Source organism: Burkholderia sp. MSMB1588 (assembly GCF_001546925.1).
In the GTDB taxonomy this organism is placed as follows: domain Bacteria; phylum Pseudomonadota; class Gammaproteobacteria; order Burkholderiales; family Burkholderiaceae; genus Burkholderia; species Burkholderia humptydooensis.
In genome coordinates this window covers 178,611-194,270 of the sequence record NZ_LNJS01000002.1, presented here as the reverse complement: position 1 = coordinate 194,270, position 15,660 = coordinate 178,611, and the positions used below count along the sequence as shown (strand labels likewise).

Here is a 15,660-nt window from a genome sequence, read left to right as displayed (position 1 = left end):
TGACGAGCCCGTCGGTCTCGTACCGAATCCCTGTTCAGGGGCATCCTTGTTGGAGTCGTCGTCGGCCCACGCCGATGCGTTCCATCTTTGGTCTCCTCGCGCTAACCCCGTAGCGTGTGGTTTTTAGCGGGCTCATCAGCCCGCTTTTTTTCGTCCATCGAAAACGTGCGCGGCACGTCAAGCCGTCTTCTGCACGCTCAATCCAAGTTCGTCGATCATCCTCTCGCGCATCACGAACTTCTGCACCTTCCCCGTCACGGTCATCGGGAGCTCGTCGACGAAGCGCACGTAGCGCGGCACCTTGTAGTGCGCGATCTGGCCGCGGCAAAACTCGCGCAGCTCATCGTCCGTCATCACCTCGCCCGCGCGCAGCACGATCCACGCGCACACTTCCTCGCCGTACTTCGAATCGGGAACGCCGAACACCTGCACGCTCTGAATCTTCGGATGCCGAAACAGGAACTCCTCGATCTCGCGCGGATAGACGTTCTCGCCGCCGCGGATCAGCATGTCCTTCAGGCGCCCGACGATGTTGCAGAAGCCCTCTTCGTCGAGCGTCGCCAAGTCGCCCGTGCGCATCCAGCCGTCGACGACGGCTTCGCGCGTCCTCGCTTCGTCGTCCCAATAGCCGAGCATCACCGAATAGCCGCGCGTGCACAGCTCGCCCGTCTCGCCGACAGGCACGATCGCGCCCGTCGCGTCGACGATCTTCGCCTCCAGATGCGGCTGGATACGGCCGACCGTCGTCGTGCGCTTCTCGAGCGAATCCGTCGTCGAGCTCTGGAACGATACGGGGCTCGTCTCCGTCATCCCGTAAGCGATCGTCACCTCGGACATGTGCATCTTCGCGACGACCCGCTTCATCGTCTCGATCGGGCACGGCGAGCCCGCCATGATGCCCGTGCGCAGCGTGCCCAGGTCGAAGCGGTCGAAATCCGGATGATCGAGCTCGGCGATGAACATTGTCGGCACGCCCTGCAGCGCGGTGCAGCGCTCGTCGGACACCGCCGCGAGCGTCGCGCCCGGCTCGAACGCCGCGCCGGGAAACACCATCTTCGCGCCCGCCGACACGCACGCGAGCACCGACAGCACCATCCCGAAGCAGTGATAGAGCGGCACCGGAATGCACATCGCGTCGGCCTCGGTGAGCCGCATCACGCGCGCGATCGAGCGCGCGTTGTTGACGACGTTGCGGTGCGTGAGCGTCGCGCCCTTCGGGCTGCCCGTCGTGCCGCTCGTGAACTGGATGTTGATCGGATCGCGGCAGTCGAGCGTCGCGCCGATCGCATCGAGCCGCGCGGAATCGAGCGCTGCCCGTCCGCGCGCGAGCACGTCGGCGAAGCTCAGCATGCCCGCGGGCGCCACGTCGCTCATCGTCACGACCGTGCGCAGGCTTGGCACGCGCGCCGCGTGCAGCGCGCCGCCCGCGTGCGTCGTCGCGAGTTCCGGCGCGATCTCGGCGATCATCTCGGTGTACGCGGACGTCTTGAAGCGCTCGGCCGCGATCAGCAGCTTGCAGCCGACCTTGTTCAGCGCGTATTCGAGCTCGGCAAGCCGATAGGCGGGATTGACGTTGACGAGCACCGCGCCGATGCGCGCGGTCGCGAATTGCGTGAGCAGCCATTCGGCGCGGTTCGGCGACCAGATGCCGACCCGGTCGCCGCGCGCGATGCCGAGCTCGATCAGCGCGGTCGCGAGCGCGTCGACTTCGCCCGAGAACTCGCGCCACGTCCATCGAACGCCCTGCTCGCGGAACACGACCGCCGCACGGTCGGGAAAGCGCGCGACCGTATCGAGCAGAAACTGCCCGATCGTCGCTTCGCTCAATGGGACGTCCGCCGTGCCGCGTACGTACGAAAGCCCCCGCTGCGGCGCGATCAGCGCGCCGACGCCCGAATCTGCTGCCATGAGAGTGTCTCCGCCATTGGAACGTTCTACGAACGTTTCGTCGTTTTGAATGCGTTTCTGTAAATTATTCTGCCATCCGCTTACGACACTCTGACATCAAGTGTTACCCGCAGTGCGGGCGTGCCCGCGGAAACAAAAAAGGCAGCCCGAGGGCTGCCCTTCCGATGCAATCGCTACGCAATTGCGATGCAAGGCGTGAACCGGACGCGTGCGGCGGGCACGCGAACGCTTCAGTGCTTGCCGCGGATCTTCGCGAGACGCTGGATCGCTTCGAGTTGCGCCATCGCGGTTGCGAGTTCCGACTGCGCCTTTGCGAGATCGATGTCCGATTTCGCGTTCTGCAGCGTTTCCTCAGCGCGCTTTCTCGCTTCCTCGGCCTTTGCCGCGTCGAGATCCTTGCCGCGGATCGCCGTGTCCGCGAGCACCGTCACGGCGCCCGGTTGCACTTCGAGAATGCCGCCCGCGACGAACACGAACTCTTCGTCGCCGCTTTCCGCCTCGATGCGCACCGCACCGGGACGAATCCGCGTGATGAGCGGCGTGTGACCCGGCAGGATGCCCAGCTCGCCGGCTTCGCCCGGCAGCGCGACGAACTTCGCCTGGCCCGAGAAGATCTGCTCTTCCGCGCTGACGACGTCTACTTTGATGGTTGCCATCTCGACTCCTGTCGACGGGAGTCAGCGCTTTAGCGCTGCCCCCCCGTCCCATGCCGCGGTTGGCAAGAGTTGGCGCTTCAGCCGCTTACTCTTGCCCAGCGGCGGTCGATCGGAGCGAGCGCTTTAGCGCTGACTCCGATCCCACGCACGGCGGGTTGAGCGTGTTGCGGTTGGCGCGAGCCCGCCGTAAAGCGGATCGGTCAGACCCATTCGCTTTACTTCGGCCGGCACGCGCCAGCGTGCTACTCACTCGAACCCTTACTGGATCTTCTTGGCCTTCTCGAAGGCTTCGTCGATCGTGCCGACCATGTAGAACGCCTGTTCCGGCAGGTGGTCGCACTCGCCGTCGACGATCATCTTGAAGCCGCGGATCGTTTCCTTCAGCGGCACGTACTTGCCCGGCGAGCCCGTGAACACTTCGGCGACGTGGAACGGCTGCGACAGGAAACGCTGGATCTTCCGTGCACGCGCGACCGACAGCTTGTCTTCCGGCGACAGTTCGTCCATGCCCAGAATCGCGATGATGTCGCGCAGTTCCTTGTAGCGCTGCAGCGTCTGCTGAACGCGACGCGTGATCGAGTAGTGCTCTTCGCCGATCACGTTCGGGTCGATCTGGCGCGACGTCGAGTCGAGCGGGTCGACCGCCGGGTAGATACCCAGCGAAGCGATGTCACGCGACAGCACGACCGTTGCGTCCAGGTGGCCGAAGGTCGTAGCCGGCGACGGATCGGTCAAGTCATCCGCAGGGACGTACACGGCCTGGACCGACGTAATCGAGCCCTTCTTGGTCGACGTGATGCGCTCTTGCAGCTTGCCCATTTCTTCAGCCAGCGTCGGCTGATAGCCCACCGCCGACGGCATACGGCCGAGCAGTGCCGACACTTCGGTGCCGGCCAGCGTGAAACGGTAGATGTTGTCGACGAAGAACAGCACGTCGAGGCCTTCGTCGCGGAAGTGCTCGGCCATCGTGAGGCCCGTCAGCGCGACGCGCAGACGGTTGCCCGGCGGCTCGTTCATCTGGCCGTACACCAGCGCGACCTTGTCGAGAACGTTCGAGTCCTTCATTTCGTGGTAGAAGTCGTTCCCTTCACGGGTACGCTCGCCCACGCCCGCGAACACGGAGTAACCGCCGTGCTCCTTCGCGATGTTGTTGATGAGCTCCATCATGTTGACGGTCTTGCCCACGCCCGCGCCGCCGAACAGCCCCACCTTGCCGCCCTTTGCGAACGGGCAGATCAGGTCGATGACCTTGATGCCCGTTTCGAGCAGCTCGGTCGACGGCGACAGTTCGTCGAACGCCGGCGCCTTCTGGTGGATCGAACGCTTGTGTTCGCTGACGATCGGGCCCGCCTCGTCGATCGGACGGCCGAGCACGTCCATGATGCGCCCGAGGGTCGGCTTGCCGACCGGCACCGAGATCGGGTTGCCCGTATTCTTCACCACGACGCCGCGGCGCAGGCCGTCGGAGGCACCCAGACAGATGGTGCGGACCACGCCGTCGCCCAGTTGCTGCTGGACTTCGAGCGTCAGTTCCGAGCCTTCCAGAATGAGCGCGTCGTAGATCTTCGGCATGCTCTCGCGCGGGAATTCCACGTCGATAACGGCGCCGATGCACTGTACGATCTTGCCTTCTACCAAAGCAGCAGTACTCATCGCTTTTCCTTTCAATACCTGATTCTTTACTCGCGCAAAGGCGCAGTTTCGAGACGCAGCAGGCGTCGCGCGTTCCGCCTTACACCGCGGCGGCGCCGCCGACGATCTCCGACAGTTCCTTCGTGATCGCAGCCTGGCGGCTCTTGTTGTACGACAGTTGAAGCTCGCTGATCACCGTCTTCGCGTTGTCCGAAGCAGCCTTCATCGCGACCATCCGCGCCGACTGCTCCGACGCCATGTTTTCCGCGACCGCCTGGTACACCAGCGCCTCGACGTAACGCACGAGCAGCTCGTCGACCACCGCCTGCGCGTCCGGCTCGTAGATGTAGTCCCACGACGTGGCCGGCATGCCGTCGCTGCTGTCGAAATGTTCGGTCGACAGCGGCAGCAGTTGCTCGATCACCGCTTCCTGCTTCATCGTGTTGATGAAGCGCGTGTACGCGAGATAAACGGCTGACAGCTTGCCTTCCGAATACAGATCGAGCTGCACCTTCACCGCACCGATCAGCTTGTCGAGGTGCGGCGTGTCGCCGAGATGCACGACCTGCGAGATCACCTTCGCGCCGAAACGGTTCAGGAAGCCGAGGCCCTTGCTGCCGATCGCGGTGGCTTCGAGCTTCTGGCCCTTGTCGTCGAGCTCCTTGAACTTCTGCATCGACGCACGCAGCACATTCGTGTTCAGACCGCCGCACAGACCCTTGTCGGTCGTGACGAGGATGATGCCCGCGGTCTTCGCGCCGTCGTTCGCCACCATGAACGGGTGGCGGTACTCCGGGGTCGAGCGGCTCATGTGCGCGGCGATGGCGCGGACCTTGTCGGCATACGGGCGAGCAGCGCGCATGCGTTCCTGAGCGCGGCGCATCTTCGATGCCGCCACCATCTCCATCGCCTTCGTGATCTTGCGCGTGTTCTGCACGCTCTTGATCTTGCCGCGAATTTCCTTCATTCCAGCCATTGCTTGCTCCTTGACCGAAGCGGGGCGAGCGCTTTATGCGACCCGCGCCACTTCAAGGTGTCCCTCGCGGATCAATAGGCACCCGACTTCTTGAAGTCCTTGATCGCGGCGTGCAGCGCGCTCTCGTCGTCCTTCGACAAGTCCTTCGTGTCTTCGATGCGCTTGATGAGGTCAGCGTGGCTCGTCTTCAGATACTCGCGCAGGCCCTTCTCGAACGGCAGGACGTCCTTGACGTCGAGATCGTCGAGATAGCCGTTGTTCGCCGAGAAGAGCGACACGGCCAGCTCCCACACCTGCAGCGGCTGGTATTGCGGCTGCTTCAGCAGTTCCGTCACGCGGCGGCCGCGCTCGAGCTGCTTGCGGGTCGCTTCGTCGAGGTCCGACGCGAACTGCGCGAACGCGGCCAGTTCGCGGTACTGCGCGAGGTCGGTACGGATACCGCCCGACAGCTTCTTCACGACCTTCGTCTGCGCGGCGCCGCCGACTCGCGACACCGACACGCCCGCGTTGATCGCCGGACGGATGCCCGCGTTGAACAGGTCGGTTTCCAGGAAGATCTGGCCATCGGTGATCGAGATCACGTTCGTCGGAACGAACGCGGTCACGTCGCCCGCTTGCGTTTCGATGACGGGCAGCGCCGTCAGCGAGCCGCTCTTGCCCTTCACTTCGCCGTTCGTGAACTTCTCGACGTACTCTTCCGACACGCGAGCCGCGCGCTCGAGCAGACGCGAATGCAGATAGAACACGTCGCCCGGGTACGCTTCACGGCCCGGCGGGCGGCGCAGCAGCAGCGAGATCTGGCGATACGCCCAAGCCTGCTTGGTCAAGTCGTCGTAAATGATGAGGGCGTCCTGGCCGCGATCGCGGAAGTATTCGCCCATCGTGCAGCCGGCGTACGGCGCGAGGTACTGCATCGCAGCCGATTCCGACGCCGACGCAGCGACGACGATCGTATATTCGAGCGCGCCGGTTTCCTCGAGCTTGCGCACCACGTTCATGATCGACGAAGCCTTCTGGCCGATCGCGACGTAGATGCAGACGAGGTCCTTGCCCTTCTGGTTGATGATCGTGTCGATCGCCACCGCGGTCTTGCCGCACTGGCGGTCGCCGATGATCAGCTCGCGCTGGCCGCGGCCGATCGGCACCATCGAGTCGATCGACTTCAGGCCCGTCTGCACCGGCTGCGACACCGACTTACGCCAGATCACGCCCGGCGCGATCTTTTCGATCGCGTCGGTCAGCTTCGCGTTGACCGGGCCCTTGCCGTCGATCGGGTTGCCGAGCGCATCGACCACGCGGCCGACGAGTTCCGGACCGACCGGGACTTCGAGAATGCGGCCCGTCGTCTTGACGATGTCGCCTTCGGAGATGTGTTCGTATTCGCCGAGAATCACCGCACCGACCGAGTCGCGCTCGAGGTTCAGCGCAAGACCGAACGTGTTGCCCGGGAATTCGAGCATTTCGCCCTGCATCACGTCGGACAAACCGTGGATGCGCACGATGCCGTCGGTCACGGAGATCACGGTGCCCTGGTTGCGAACGTCCGCGCTCGCTTCAAGGCCCTGGATCCGGCTCTTGATCAGCTCGCTGATCTCAGAGGGATTGAGTTGCATTATTCGCTCCTGATATTCAATTCTGTTGCGTGCCGGCCGCGTAGGCGCTCAGGCGGTCAAAGCCACCTGCATGCCGGCGAGCCGCGCGCGGACCGAGGTATCGAGCACTTCGTCGCCAACCGTCACGCGCACGCCGCCGATCAGCGACGCGTCGACTTCGACCGTCGGCTTCAGCTTGCGCTTGAATCTGCGCTCGAGGTTTTCGACGAGTTCGGTGAGCTGCGCGCCTTCCAGCGGAAACGCGCTGACGATCAGCGCATCCGCCGCGCCTTCGCGCGCATTCTTCAGCTCGTCGAACTGCGCGGAGATTTCCGGCAGCAGCGCGATACGATGATTTTCGACCAGCATCCCCACGAAGTTCTTCGCTTCCGCGCTGGTCGCGAGCGGTGCCTTCACCGCGGCGAGCAGCAGCTCGCCGACTTGCGCGCGACTCACCTTCGGACTCGACGCGACAGACAGCACTTCGGGCAGGTGCGCAACCTGAGCCAGCTCTTGCACGAGCGTGGACCAGGCGGCGATGTCACCACCCTCGGCCACGCGGAACAGCGCTTCTGCGTAAGGGCGGGCGATGGTTGCAAGTTCGGCCATGATCAGAGCTCGGCTTTCAGTTGATTCAGCAGTTCGGCGTGGGCCGTATGATCGACTTCGCGCTTCAGGATCTGCTCGGCGCCCTTCACGGCCAGCGAGGCGACTTCGCCGCGCAGCGTTTCACGGGCCTTCACGATTTGCTGATCGGCATCCGCCTTCGCCTGGGCGATGATGCGGGCCGCTTCGGCCTGGGCGTTCGCCTTGATTTCTTCGGCGACCGCCTGCGCGCGCTTTTCGGCTTCGGCGATGCGCTGCTGGCCATCGCTACGAGCCTGCGCGAGTTCCTGGTCGACGCGCTTGTGCGCCGCTGCGAGTTCCGCCTGCCCCTTTTCCGCAGCCGAGAGGCCATCGGCAATTTTCTTCGAGCGCTCGTCGAGGGCGTTGATCAACGGCGGCCACACGAACTTCATCGTGAACCACGCGAGGATCAGGAACACGACCATTTGCGCAAACAGGGTTGCGTTGAGATTCACGGTGTTTCCTTAATCTGCTATTCCGGAAAAATGAAACGACGAGGAGCGCACCGAAAAAAGCTTTCGAGTCGCGCTCACTTTCCGTTCCGCCCTGCGCCGGCAAGCCTGGCGCATTGGTATTTCCGAGGAACCCTTAGCTCGCGAGCTTCGACAGGAGCGGGTTCGCGAATGCAAACAGCATGGCCACACCCACGCCAATCAGGAACGCCGCATCGATCAGACCCGCCAGCAGGAACATCTTCGTTTGCAGCGGATTGATCAGTTCCGGCTGACGTGCGCAAGCTTCGATGTACTTGCCGCCCATCAGGCCGATACCGATACAGGCGCCGATTGCACCCAGGCCGATGATGATACCGATACCGATGGCGGTCAGACCTTGGATGTTGGCGATGAAAGCTTGCATGATCACTCCTTTGTGAAAAGACTTGGAACTGGAATTAAAAAAACTGAAAACAAACCTGCTTGATTGTCCGGCACGCCTAGTGCGACTCGTGCGCCTGACCGAGATACACCAGGGTCAGCATCATGAAAATGAACGCTTGCAGCAGAACAATCAGAATGTGGAAGATCGCCCAGATACTGCCTGCGAGGACATGACCGATGAAGCCGAGTATCGTTGCGTCCGCGCCGAAGCCCCACATGCTGCCGAGGAGGGCGATCAGCAGGAACAGCAACTCACCCGCGTACATGTTGCCGAACAGCCGCATGCCGAGCGACACGGTCTTCGCGACATATTCGACGATGTTCAACGCAAGGTTCGGAATCCACAGCAGCGGATGCGCACCGAACGGGGCCGACAGGAGCTCGTGCGCGAAACCGCCCGGGCCCTTGATCTTGAGGCTGTAGTAGATCATCAGCACGAACACGCCGAGCGCGATGCCGAGCGTGCCGTTCAGATCGGCTGTCGGCACGATGCGATGATGCGAAATGACTTGCGACAGGCCCAGCAAGCCGATCACGCGGCCCGGCAGGTCAACGGGGAGGAAGTCGAGCGAGTTCATCAGCGCGACCCAGATGAACACGGTCAGCGCGAGCGGCGCGATAAAGGTACGATTGCCGTGAACGACCGCCTTCGACTGGTCCTCGACCATTTCGACGATCATTTCGATCAGGCACTGGAAGCGTCCCGGCACGCCCGGCGTTGCCTTGCGCGCGGCCAGACGCAGGATGAGGATGGTGACGAGGCCGCAGACGATCGACCAGAACAGCGTGTCGAGATTCCAGACGTGGATATCGAAAATCGACGTCTGATGCGCGGTGGAAAGGTTTTGCAGGTGGTGCGCAATATACTCGGACGGGTCCAGAGCACGCGTTCCTTCGCTAGCTGCCATAATCGTTGATGTCACCCAAATTGTCGAAAATCGGTTTATCCGCTTCGCCGCAACAGTTCATTGCGGGAACGGGCCTACGCGGGAACTGTCGAATTCACGCGCGGCACTTGATGCCTTATCGCCAGGCGAGCGCAATCCAGTACGTCTTCAACACCAGCAGATACGTGACGAGCAACGGCACCCAATGCGCGCCGGGATACCCCCATGCGACAGCAACGAACATCGCAATCGTCGCGCCCATCTTGAGTACTTCGCCAATCACCCAGCCCATCACGGTATCCGCGCCTTTTTGCTTCAGACGCGCCGCGAACAATGCACTCGGCACCCAACCGATCGCTCCGCCCAGAAATGCCGATTGAGCAGCGGCACCCGGCGACTTCGAAAACAGCCACCACGCCAGCGTTGCAACCAGGGACAAGACCATTTGCGCCATCACCACCCGGTAAGGCGTGACGCGCGATGGCCGATTCACTTCGGGGCCGAACAGCGCTTGTGCCTCGGCCCGTGTGAGCGGAACGATGTCATCGTCCTGCTGCTCGGCATCCCAATCGTCCGAGGCGGATTTCCGCCGCCCGACGGCCCCCGAAACGGTGCGTTGCGCTGCTCGCCGATCTTCGTGCCTTTTATCCGGCGCTCGATCCGCCATCGCAGTTGGTCCGCTCAATTCCTGTACGGCCCCAAAGCTTTCCGAAAGCTTTCAGGGGTGCCTAACTAACAAATCCGGGCGATTGTAAGCGATAGTTGCAGGCGGTTCAAGGCTTTAGACGCGACAAAAATCCGTATGAAACGCCGGTTCATGATGCGAAAAGTTCGTGAATTTTTGGCGTTCGATGATAGTTGTAAGGTGTGTATTTTCGGTCGCCCGAACCACGCGAAACGCCCCCTGCCCCGCCCCGTTCCGGTGCGCGCCGCTGCTCAAAAATAATGCAGCAGCAGCGCGCCGAGCACGGCGCTCGCGATGCCGAACGGGATGCTCGCGAGATGGAACGGCAACCACATCCCGCGCGCGCGGGATAGCCGGATCGCGATCAGGTTGGCGAGCGAGCCGATCGCGACGCCGAAGCCGCCGACGCTCACGCCGAACGCGAGCGCACGCCAGTCGCGCGTGAACTCCGACAGCAGGATCGCGGCCGGCACGTTGCTGATCGCCTGCGACAACAGCGCCCCCGCCGCATACGCGCGCAGCGGCGTGTCGAGCCCGACGCCGGCGATCGTCCGATGGACGGCCGGCAGCGACGCCACGCTGCGCAGCACGATGAACATCAGCACAAAGATCAGCAGCAAGAGCCAGTCGATCTTCAGCACCGCTTCGCGCCGCACTGCCAGGTAGACCGCCGCGACCGCGAGCACGCCGCCAAGCGCATGATGCGCGTCCGCGAGCAGCACGAAGCCCGCGAACATCGCGACGGTCGCGAACGCGTGTGCGCGATCGACCGGCCGCTCGGCGCGGTCCTTCGACAGATCGAGCGGACGGCCGTCGAACGCGAAGGCGGTCATCGCAAGCAGCAGCGCCATCAGCATGAGCGCGAGCGGCCCGAGCGCGATCACGAAGCGGCCGAACGAGACGCCGCTCAATTGCCACAGAAACAGATTTTGCGGATTGCCGAGCGGCGTCGCGATCGCGCCCGCGTTCACGGCGAACGCGATGTAGATCACGAGGCGCTTGAACGGCAACGGCGTCAGCTCGCGCAGCGACAACACGAGCGGAATCACGACGAAGAGCGCCACGTCGTTCGTGAGCCACACGGACAGCGCTGCGGCGAACACGACGAGCAGCGCGGCGAGCGCACGCTCGGACCGCACGCGATGGACAATGCGGTGCGCAAGCCACATCAGGAAGCCCGATAGCTCGAGCGCCTTCGTCAGCATCAGCAGGCCGGCGAGCGTCGCGACGGTCTGCCAGTCGACGAGCCGCACGAGCGCGGCCGCCGATTGGGGACGGACGAACTGCAGCGCAATCAGCGCCGCGACGAGAATCGACAGAACCGGCTCGCGCCGGACAAACGCGATGATCCGCGCGGGCGCGCGGCCGCCGACCGAATTCGACACGCCGCGTTACACGGCGACGTCGCCGCGCAGTCGCGCGAGGATGCCTTCGAGCGCGTCGAGGTCGCCGAAATCAATCGTCAACTGGCCTCGCCCTCGGCGACCGACCTTGATCTTCACGTTCGACGCGAGCAGGTCCGACAGCTCTTCTTCGAGGCGCCGCGTGTCGCGGCCGCCATCGTCCTTCGCCCGCGCCTTCACCGCCGGCTCGGCCTTCGTCGTGTGCGTGACAAGCTTTTCCGTCTCGCGCACCGACATCCGCTTGTTGACGACCTGATGTGCGAGCGTGATCTGCGTCGCCGCGTCAACCGCAAGCAGCGCGCGCGCGTGGCCCATGTCGAGATCGCCCGCAAGCAGCATCGTCTGCACGGGCATCGCGAGATTCAGCAGACGCAGCAGGTTCGACACCGCGCTGCGCGAGCGGCCGACCGATTCTGCCGCCTGCTCGTGCGTGAAATCGAACTCGTCGAGCAGACGCTGGATGCCGTGCGCCTCTTCAAGCGGGTTCAGGTCCTCGCGCTGGATGTTCTCGATCAGCGCCATTGCGGCCGCGGCCTGATCGGATACGTCCTTCACGAGCACCGGCACTTCTTCGAGGCCAGCGAGACGTGCCGCACGGAAACGGCGCTCGCCCGCGATGATCTCGTATTTATCTGATGAAATTGGGCGCACGAGGATCGGCTGCATGACGCCCTGCGCGCGAATGCTCGCGGCAAGCTCCTGCAGGCTGCCCTCGTCCATTCGGGTACGCGGCTGGTACTTGCCGGCCTGCAGCTTGCCGAGCGCGAGCACGTTCGGCGCACCCTCGATCTTCACCGCTTCGGTGATGTCGGCGCTGCCGCCAAGCAGCGCTTCAAGGCCACGTCCCAAACCCTTTTTCTTCGCTACCGCATTCATGTTCTGTTCCCTCGATTCTTGTCTGGAAGGCGGGCTCAAAGCGCGCGCACCCGCTCGATCATTTCCGCGCCGAACTGGATATACGCTTGCGCGCCGCGCGAACCGCGATCGAACACGACGCCGGGAAGTCCATAGCTGGGCGCTTCCGCGAGACGCACGTTGCGCGGAATCACCGCGTCGAACACCTTGTCGCCGAAGTGCGCCTTCAACTGGTCGGAAACCTGTTGCTGCAGCGTGATCCGCGGATCGAACATCACGCGCAGCAGGCCGATCACCTTCAGGTCGCGATTCAGGTTCGCATGCACCTGCTTGATCGTGTTGACGAGGTCGGACAGCCCCTCGAGCGCGAAGTACTCGCATTGCATCGGGATCACGACGCCGTGCGCCGCGCACAGCCCGTTCAGCGTCAGCAGCGACAGTGCGGGCGGACAATCGATCAGCACGAAATCGTAATCGTCCGCGACTTTCGCGAGCGCGGCCTTCAACTGGCGCTCGCGATTCTCCACACTCACCAGCTCGATTTCCGCACCGGCGAGCTCGCGATTCGCCGGAAGCACGTCGTACTTCACCGCTTCGGGGCGCACGCGCGCATCCGCAACGGTCACGCCGTCGACCAGCACCTCATAGACCGTCGACTCGCATTCCGCCTTGTCGATGCCGCTGCCCATCGTGGCATTGCCCTGCGGGTCCAGATCGATCAGCAGCACGCGTTGCCCCTGCGCCGCGAGGCTCGCGGCGAGATTGACCGTCGTCGTCGTCTTGCCGACGCCGCCCTTCTGGTTCGCCACGCAGAAGATCTTTGCCATCGTTGGTGTATTCCTTCTCTTCAAATGGTCCGGGCGCCCTGCGGCGCGCCGATTAAATTGCTTCGTCGAGCTCGACTTCGATCAAATGCCGTTCCGCATCGAGCGACGGGACCGTTAGACGGATCATCTGTTTGACGCGCGTGCCATCGGGCAGGCGACCGATTTCTTCATCGGGACGCACGCCCTTCATCGCCCAGATCGACCCGCCCGGCGCAACGAGGTGCCGGGCAAGTGTAACGAAGTCCGCCAGATCCGCGAATGCCCGCGACACGATCACATCGAATTTCCCTGGGACTTCGACCCCAGGGCGCAGCGTCTCGACGCGCCCCGTCACGACGGACAGATTGCCGAGCTTCAGTTCGGCCTTTGCCTGATTCTGGAATGCGGATTTTTTCTGGACGATGTCGTTCAGCGCCACCTGCCATCCGGGCAGCGCGATCGCGAGCACGATGCCTGGCAGACCGCCGCCGGAACCGACGTCCAGCGCGGACACCGCTGCACCGCACGCGCCGAGATGCGGAATGATCGACAGCGAATCGAGGATGTGCTGAATCAGCATCTGCCGCGGATCGCGGATCGCGGTGAGGTTGTAGACCGCGTTCCACTTGGCGAGCAGCGCGACGTAATCGAGTAGCGCGCCGCGCTGCGCATCGCTCAATGCGACACCCAGTGCTTCCGCGCCATCCGACAGCAATGCTTGCAGCGTTTCCCGGCTGGCAATCGGGGCTTGACGACGTTGTGCCGTCATTGCTGCGTCGCGGCGTTGTTGGTTTCCGCGTCGGCGTTCGGCGCTCCATCCGCGCCCTTTCGCCGGCCCAACCCGCGCTTCTTCAGATGCACCATCAGCAGCGAGATTGCAGCGGGTGTCATGCCCGAGATCCGCGACGCCTGCCCGATCGTTTCCGGGCGGAACTGGTTCAGCTTCTGACTGACTTCGAACGATAGGCCGCGCACTTCCGTATAGTCGATCCCGTCAGGCAACCGCGTGTTTTCGTTCGCGCCGTTCCGTTCGATTTCACCGGCCTGGCGCTCGATATAGCCTTGGTACTTGATGCCGATCTCGATCTGCTCCTTGATCTGCGCGAGCAGGAGTCCGTCTTCGGCCAACGGTTCGGACGGGCCATACTCGCCGCCGCGCAAGCCGCACACGCCGTCGTAGCTGACGCCCGGCCGGCGCAGCAGTTCGGCGAGACTGTATTCGTGATCGATCGGCTTGCCGAGCAGTGCAGTCGCTTCGTCGGCCGGCAACGTCTTCGGCGTCACCCAAGTCGTGCGCAACCGTTCGGTTTCACGTGAAACAGCGTCACGCTTTCGATTGAACGCATCCCAACGGACGTCGTCAACGATGCCCAGTTCGCGCCCGATTTCGGTCAGCCGCATGTCCGCGTTGTCTTCGCGAAGGCTCAGCCGGTACTCGGCACGGCTCGTGAACATTCGATAAGGCTCAGATACGCCGCGCGTCACCAGATCGTCGACGAGCACGCCAAGATACGCCTGGTCTCGCCGCGGACACCACGCCTCTTTTTCTTGCGCATAACGGCCCGCATTGATGCCGGCGAGCAGCCCCTGCGCGGCGGCTTCTTCATAGCCGGTCGTGCCGTTGATCTGGCCCGCAAAGAACAGGCCGTGGATCGCCTTGGTTTCCAGCGACGATTTCAGCGCGCGCGGGTCGAAATAATCGTATTCGATCGCATAGCCCGGACGCAGGATGTGCGCCTGTTCCAGACCGCGCATCGAATGCACGAGCGCGAGCTGCACGTCGAACGGCAGGCTGGTCGAAATGCCGTTCGGATAGAACTCGTTGGTCGTCAGCCCTTCTGGCTCGAGGAAAATCTGATGCGAGTCTTTCGACGCAAAGCGATGGATCTTGTCTTCGATCGACGGGCAATAGCGGGGCCCGACGCCTTCGATAACGCCCGTGTACATCGGCGAACGATCGAGACCGCTGCGGATGATGTCGTGCGTACGCTCATTGGTATGCGTGACCCAACACGGCAGTTGTTGCGGATGCTGCTCGGCTCGGCCAAGGAACGAGAACACCGGGATCGGATCGAGATCGCCCGGCTGTTCCTCCAGCTTCGAGAAGTCGATCGTCCGGCCGTCGATGCGCGGCGGCGTTCCCGTCTTCAGCCGCCCTTGCGGCAGCTTCAGCTCCTTCAGCCGCGACGACAGGGATACGGCCGCCGGATCGCCGGCGCGGCCGCCCGTATAGTGATTGAGCCCGACATGGATCTTGCCGTCCAGGAACGTGCCGGCCGTCAACACGACCGCACGCGCCCGGAATCGCACGCCGACTTGCGTGACCGCACCGACTACTCGATCCCCCTCCACCATCAGATCATCAACGGCTTGCTGGAACAGCCAGAGATTCGGCTGATTCTCCAGACGACGGCGGATAGCCTGCTTATATAGCACGCGGTCCGCCTGGGCACGCGTCGCACGGACCGCTGGCCCCTTCGACGAGTTCAGGATGCGGAACTGTATGCCGCCTTCGTCGGTGGCGGCAGCCATCGCGCCGCCAAGCGCGTCGACCTCCTTGACCAGATGGCCCTTGCCGATCCCGCCGATCGACGGGTTGCAGCTCATCTGCCCAAGGGTTTCGATGTTGTGCGTCAGCAGGAGCGTCTTTGCGCCCATGCGTGCGGAGGCCAACGCAGCCTCCGTACCGGCATGGCCGCCGCCAACGACGATGACGTCAAATTCAACGGGATAAAGCATTGCGGACTTCGTGCAG

15 protein-coding genes are annotated in these 15,660 nt (G+C 63.4%); all 15 read right to left on the bottom strand.

Annotated elements, in window-relative coordinates; genetic code table 11:
- Positions 1-177 precede the first annotated feature (177 nt).
- Positions 178-1,908 (bottom strand): AMP-binding protein, encoded by a 1,731-nt coding sequence (locus WS92_RS29145; protein WP_059933148.1) that lies wholly within the window; start codon positions 1,906-1,908, stop codon positions 178-180.
- Positions 1,909-2,138: 230 nt separating this feature from the next.
- The gene (locus tag WS92_RS29140) at positions 2,139-2,564 is read right to left on the bottom strand and encodes a F0F1 ATP synthase subunit epsilon (protein WP_006023932.1); all 426 of its coding nucleotides are present in this window, start codon (positions 2,562-2,564) and stop codon (positions 2,139-2,141) included.
- Positions 2,565-2,822: 258 nt separating this feature from the next.
- Positions 2,823-4,217 (bottom strand): F0F1 ATP synthase subunit beta, encoded by a 1,395-nt coding sequence (atpD, locus tag WS92_RS29135; protein ID WP_041861550.1) that lies wholly within the window; start codon positions 4,215-4,217, stop codon positions 2,823-2,825.
- A 79-nt stretch (positions 4,218-4,296) separates the two neighbouring features.
- Positions 4,297-5,172, bottom strand: a complete 876-nt coding sequence (atpG, locus tag WS92_RS29130; RefSeq protein WP_006023934.1) for a F0F1 ATP synthase subunit gamma — start codon at positions 5,170-5,172, stop codon at positions 4,297-4,299.
- A 71-nt stretch (positions 5,173-5,243) separates the two neighbouring features.
- Positions 5,244-6,785, bottom strand: a complete 1,542-nt coding sequence (gene atpA / locus WS92_RS29125) for a F0F1 ATP synthase subunit alpha (RefSeq protein WP_006023935.1) — start codon at positions 6,783-6,785, stop codon at positions 5,244-5,246.
- Positions 6,786-6,833: 48 nt separating this feature from the next.
- Positions 6,834-7,373 carry a F0F1 ATP synthase subunit delta gene (locus WS92_RS29120; RefSeq protein ID WP_059933145.1) on the bottom strand — a complete coding sequence of 180 codons (540 nt, stop codon included), beginning with the start codon at positions 7,371-7,373 and terminating at the stop codon, positions 6,834-6,836.
- 2 nt (positions 7,374-7,375) lie between these two features.
- Positions 7,376-7,846, bottom strand: coding sequence for a F0F1 ATP synthase subunit B (locus WS92_RS29115; RefSeq protein WP_009914023.1), 471 nt, complete (start codon positions 7,844-7,846; stop codon positions 7,376-7,378).
- A gap of 133 nt (positions 7,847-7,979) precedes the next feature.
- Positions 7,980-8,249 carry a F0F1 ATP synthase subunit C gene (atpE, locus tag WS92_RS29110; RefSeq protein WP_009914024.1) on the bottom strand — a complete coding sequence of 90 codons (270 nt, stop codon included), beginning with the start codon at positions 8,247-8,249 and terminating at the stop codon, positions 7,980-7,982.
- 76 nt (positions 8,250-8,325) lie between these two features.
- Positions 8,326-9,177, bottom strand: coding sequence for a F0F1 ATP synthase subunit A (gene atpB, locus WS92_RS29105; RefSeq protein WP_006023939.1), 852 nt, complete (start codon positions 9,175-9,177; stop codon positions 8,326-8,328).
- Positions 9,178-9,292: 115 nt separating this feature from the next.
- A complete protein-coding gene (locus WS92_RS29100) occupies positions 9,293-9,823 on the bottom strand; it encodes an ATP synthase subunit I (protein ID WP_006023940.1) in 531 nt (176 codons plus the stop codon).
- Between the two features lie 269 nt (positions 9,824-10,092).
- Positions 10,093-11,226 carry an SLC13 family permease gene (locus WS92_RS29095; protein ID WP_015601779.1) on the bottom strand — a complete coding sequence of 378 codons (1,134 nt, stop codon included), beginning with the start codon at positions 11,224-11,226 and terminating at the stop codon, positions 10,093-10,095.
- A 6-nt stretch (positions 11,227-11,232) separates the two neighbouring features.
- Entirely contained in the window at positions 11,233-12,120 is an 888-nt protein-coding gene (locus tag WS92_RS29090) for a ParB/RepB/Spo0J family partition protein (protein ID WP_006023942.1), read from the bottom strand.
- 35 nt (positions 12,121-12,155) lie between these two features.
- Positions 12,156-12,926: a ParA family protein gene (locus tag WS92_RS29085; RefSeq protein ID WP_004195817.1), complete on the bottom strand. Its 771-nt coding sequence runs from the start codon at positions 12,924-12,926 to the stop codon at positions 12,156-12,158.
- A 52-nt stretch (positions 12,927-12,978) separates the two neighbouring features.
- Positions 12,979-13,674 carry a 16S rRNA (guanine(527)-N(7))-methyltransferase RsmG gene (gene rsmG, locus WS92_RS29080; protein WP_061083908.1) on the bottom strand — a complete coding sequence of 232 codons (696 nt, stop codon included), beginning with the start codon at positions 13,672-13,674 and terminating at the stop codon, positions 12,979-12,981.
- Entirely contained in the window at positions 13,671-15,644 is a 1,974-nt protein-coding gene (gene mnmG, locus WS92_RS29075) for a tRNA uridine-5-carboxymethylaminomethyl(34) synthesis enzyme MnmG (RefSeq protein ID WP_059933141.1), read from the bottom strand. Before mnmG ends, rsmG begins: the two co-directional genes overlap by 4 nt.
- Between the last annotated feature and the right edge of the window lie 16 nt (positions 15,645-15,660).

What these genes read in the sequence shown, in the direction of transcription:
- WS92_RS29145 (WP_059933148.1), bottom strand. Translation starts at nt 1,908, where the DNA reads ATGGCAGCAGATTCGGGCGTCGGCGCGCTGATCGCGCCGCAGCGGGGG.
- WS92_RS29140 (WP_006023932.1), bottom strand. Translation starts at nt 2,564, where the DNA reads ATGGCAACCATCAAAGTAGACGTCGTCAGCGCGGAAGAGCAGATCTTC.
- atpD (WP_041861550.1), bottom strand. Translation starts at nt 4,217, where the DNA reads ATGAGTACTGCTGCTTTGGTAGAAGGCAAGATCGTACAGTGCATCGGC.
- atpG (WP_006023934.1), bottom strand. Translation starts at nt 5,172, where the DNA reads ATGGCTGGAATGAAGGAAATTCGCGGCAAGATCAAGAGCGTGCAGAAC.
- atpA (WP_006023935.1), bottom strand. Translation starts at nt 6,785, where the DNA reads ATGCAACTCAATCCCTCTGAGATCAGCGAGCTGATCAAGAGCCGGATC.
- WS92_RS29120 (WP_059933145.1), bottom strand. Translation starts at nt 7,373, where the DNA reads ATGGCCGAACTTGCAACCATCGCCCGCCCTTACGCAGAAGCGCTGTTC.
- atpE (WP_009914024.1), bottom strand. Translation starts at nt 8,249, where the DNA reads ATGCAAGCTTTCATCGCCAACATCCAAGGTCTGACCGCCATCGGTATC.
- atpB (WP_006023939.1), bottom strand. Translation starts at nt 9,177, where the DNA reads ATGGCAGCTAGCGAAGGAACGCGTGCTCTGGACCCGTCCGAGTATATT.
- WS92_RS29100 (WP_006023940.1), bottom strand. Translation starts at nt 9,823, where the DNA reads ATGGCGGATCGAGCGCCGGATAAAAGGCACGAAGATCGGCGAGCAGCG.
- WS92_RS29090 (WP_006023942.1), bottom strand. Translation starts at nt 12,120, where the DNA reads ATGAATGCGGTAGCGAAGAAAAAGGGTTTGGGACGTGGCCTTGAAGCG.
- WS92_RS29085 (WP_004195817.1), bottom strand. Translation starts at nt 12,926, where the DNA reads ATGGCAAAGATCTTCTGCGTGGCGAACCAGAAGGGCGGCGTCGGCAAG.
- rsmG (WP_061083908.1), bottom strand. Translation starts at nt 13,674, where the DNA reads ATGACGGCACAACGTCGTCAAGCCCCGATTGCCAGCCGGGAAACGCTG.
- mnmG (WP_059933141.1), bottom strand. Translation starts at nt 15,644, where the DNA reads ATGCTTTATCCCGTTGAATTTGACGTCATCGTCGTTGGCGGCGGCCAT.